The organism is Protofrankia sp. CiP1_Cm_nod3, assembly GCF_982290655.1.
The window spans coordinates 1,527-4,911 of the sequence record NZ_CEVIVD010000234.1 but is presented as its reverse complement, the minus strand read 5'-3'; the positions used below and the strand labels follow the sequence as shown (position 1 = coordinate 4,911).

Here is a 3,385-nt window from a genome sequence, read left to right as displayed (position 1 = left end):
CACCCACACCACGGCCACCCACACCCCGCCCGCGGCTGCCCCCGACAGCACCTGAGCCGCCCGGGGCAGCCCCGCGGAACACACCCGCCGCCAGCCAGAGCACGCGGTCAGCCAGGCAGATGGGCGTAGACGACCTCGTTGTCAGGGCCGATGCCCAGCCGGCCCGCCGCGACGGCGAAACGCTCGGCGTCGGGCAACGTGAACGGCAGTTGCACGTCCGGGTCCGACAGCTCACCGGCAAGATCGGCGAAGGCCGCCCCGGGGATGTGGACACGCTCGTAGTCCGGCCGGCCGCTGGCCGCCTGAAGCCCCTTGACGTCGGGTGGCCAGCTGATGTGCACGGTCGCGTCGAGGACACGCAACCCGGGATCCCCGAGGCGCGCGGCGAGAGCGGCGGCATCGATCAGCGGCGAAAGCGGTCGCGACACACCCGTCAGTATGATATTGCACACCAACCGGCCACCCGGCGTATCAACCGGCCTTAAAGAGCAGCGGGCACGCCCCGGTCCAGCCGAACGGCAGTTCCGCTCACCCGGACAGCCCAGCCCGTACGGCCCGCAGCGACAGGACCGTCCGCGATCACCGTCGGAGGAGCCTCCCCCGCCAGCGCTCTCGACGTGTCCCGGGATTCGCGGCTTCGGACGTTACGCCGGCGATCCGTTTTTCCGATGGCGCCATAGGCGTTCTTGCGGCGCACCGGAATTCATGTGAGCATTTCATCGACATCGTCACCGGATTAGTTCGAAGGATGTTCATCCGCCGGCAGCCGGCGGAGACCGTGACCGCGCAGAATTCCGGCAGGATAATTTCGTGACACCCGTGCCGAGAGAGGGATGTGGACGTGTCCGTTGCGCCGCAGGTTGTCTTCGACGCCTTTCATCCCGCGCACCGATCCAACCCCTACCCGCGGTACGCGGCCGTCCGCGATTTCGCCGCGCTGTACCCGATCAGGCCGGATATTCTCATGGCGACGCGCTACGAGGAGTGCTCGACGGTTTTCACGGACGCGCTGTGGGGCCACGGCTACGAGGCGGGCATCAATCCCTTCCGGCCAGGAGTGGCTCCCGACGACGTGCCGGGGTCGATGCTGCGGATGGACCCGCCGGACCACACCCGGATACGAGGGCTGGTCAAACGGGCGTTCGTCCCGCGCAACACCGAGGGGCTCCGGCAGCGGATCGAAGAGCTCGTCAACGCGCTGCTCGACACGGCGATCGAGGCCGGTGAGGCCGACCTGATGGAGGCGTTCGCGCGTCCGCTGCCGCTCACCATCATCGGCGACATGCTCGGCATCCCGATCGAGGACCACCCGGCCGTCCAGAAGTGGTCGCTGGAGATCGTCCGCGGCACGGACCCGGACATCCTGCAGTCGCCCGAGAGCCTGGCGCGCAGGCCGGAGGCCATGCGGGAGTTCGAGGCGTACTTCGCGGCGCTGCTCGCGCGGCGTCGCGAGGATCCCCGCGACGACATGCTGAGCGGGATGTGCGCGGCCGAGGACCGCGGCGAACTGAGCGCCCGGGAGGCGCTCGGGCTGGCCGTGGGGCTGCTGATCGGAGGATACGAGACCATCTCCGACCTGATCGGCAAGGGTGTCGTGGCCCTCCTGCGCAACCCCGACCAGATCGCGCGCTGGCTCGCCGATCCCGATCTCGCGGCGCCCGCCGTCGACGAACTGCTCCGCTACGAGCCGCCCGTGCAGTTCACCCACCGGGTCGCGCTGGCGGAACGGGAACTGGCCGGGCACACGTTCGCGCGGGGGGACGGCATCGTCGTCCTGACCGCCGCCGCCAACCGCGACCCGGCCGTGTACACCGATCCGGAACGGCTGGACATCACCCGGTTCGCCGGCCCCGCGCCCGCGCCGCGCCACCTGTCGTTCAGCGAAGGGCTCCACTACTGCCTCGGCGCGCACCTCGGCCGACTGGAGACCCAGATCGCCGTGGACACCCTCCTGCGCCGCGCCCCCGGGCTCTCCCTGACCGGCGAACCCGTCTGGCGGGACACGGTCGCTATCCACGGGCTGGACACCCTCCCGGTCCGCCTCCAGGACTGACCACCGACCGGCCAGCACGGTATCCGGCCCACCGCATTCCGAGGAGACCAGTGAGCGCGCACGAAACGGACATCGAGCCGGACGTCGCCACCTCTCACGCCGACGTGCCACGGGTCGTCTTCGACGCGTTCAGCCCCGAGCACTGGCCTAACCCCTATCCCCGGTACGCCGCGGCCCGCGAGGCCGACCCGCTTTTCCCCACTCCACTGGGTGTGCATCTGGTGACCCGCTACCAGGACTGCGCGGCCGTTCTCCAGGACGACAACTGGAGCCACGCCCACGAGGCCGAGCTGTTCCATCCCGGCGTCGACACGCTCGACCTGCCGACCTCGTTCCTCTGGATGGATCCGCCCGACCACACCCGGCTGCGCGGGCTGGTCAGCAAGACGTTCACCCCGCGCACGGTGGCCGACCTGCGCCCCCGCATCGAGCGGCTCGTCACCGACCTGTTCGACGCGATCGTCGAGGCCCGCGAGGTCGACGTGGTCACCGCGTTGGCCTACCCGTTGCCGCTCACCGTCATCGCCGAGCTGCTCGGCGCGCCGGCCGAGGACCACCCGGACCTCCAGCGCTGGTCGGGGGCACTCGCCCGCGGGTTCGACCCCGATCCGCTCCTGCTGCCCGAGGAGCGTGACGCACGCTCCCAGGCCGCCCGCGAGTTCGTGGCCTACTTCCGCGACCTCATCGCCCGGCGTCGCGCCGAACCCGCCGACGACCTGATCAGCGGGCTCGCCGCCGTCGAGGAACAGGGCGACATCCTCACCGAGAACGAGATGCTCGCGACCTGCGTCACGCTGCTGGTGGCCGGGCACGAGACGAGCGTCAACCTGGTCGCCAACGGCATCCTGGCGCTGATCCGCCACCCGGACCAGTACGCCCTGCTCCGGTCCGCCCCGCGGCTGGCGGCGCCCGCCGTCGAGGAGATGCTGCGTTACGACTCGCCAGTGCACATGACCACCCGTCTCGCCCACCAGCGGACGCGGCTCGCCGGGCACACGTTCAGCGCCGGGGACGGCGTCGTGCTGCTCTTCGGCTCGGCCAACCGGGACCCGGCGGCGTTCCCCGACCCCGAACGGTTCGACATCACCCGGTACGCGGGCCAGACCCCCGCGAAACGTCATCTCACGTTCAGCCTCGGCATCCACTACTGCCTCGGCGCGCCGCTCGCGCGCCTGGAGATGGAGATCGTGCTGCGCGAGCTCGTCCGGCGAGGAATCACGATGACGCCGCTCACGGACGACCTCGCCTACCGCCGGAACCTCGTCCTGCGCGGCATCGCCAGCTTCCCGGCCCGCTTCGAGCAGCAGAACAGCACCGCGGTGCCGTAGCACG

The 3,385-nt window shown here is 70.5% G+C and carries 3 protein-coding genes; 2 read left to right on the top strand and 1 reads right to left on the bottom strand.

Annotation, left to right across the window (positions count from 1 at the left end; translation table 11 throughout):
• Positions 1-107: 107 nt before the first annotated feature.
• Positions 108-428, bottom strand: coding sequence for a sulfurtransferase (locus AC5LUJ_RS23385; RefSeq protein ID WP_250290107.1), 321 nt, complete (start codon positions 426-428; stop codon positions 108-110).
• A gap of 413 nt (positions 429-841) precedes the next feature.
• Between AC5LUJ_RS23385 and AC5LUJ_RS23380 the strand changes: the two genes are divergently transcribed.
• Positions 842-2,053: a cytochrome P450 gene (locus AC5LUJ_RS23380; protein ID WP_250290105.1), complete on the top strand. Its 1,212-nt coding sequence runs from the start codon at positions 842-844 to the stop codon at positions 2,051-2,053.
• A 50-nt stretch (positions 2,054-2,103) separates the two neighbouring features.
• A complete protein-coding gene (locus AC5LUJ_RS23375; RefSeq protein ID WP_250290103.1) occupies positions 2,104-3,381 on the top strand; it encodes a cytochrome P450 in 1,278 nt (425 codons plus the stop codon).
• The last annotated feature ends 4 nt before the right edge of the window (positions 3,382-3,385 follow it).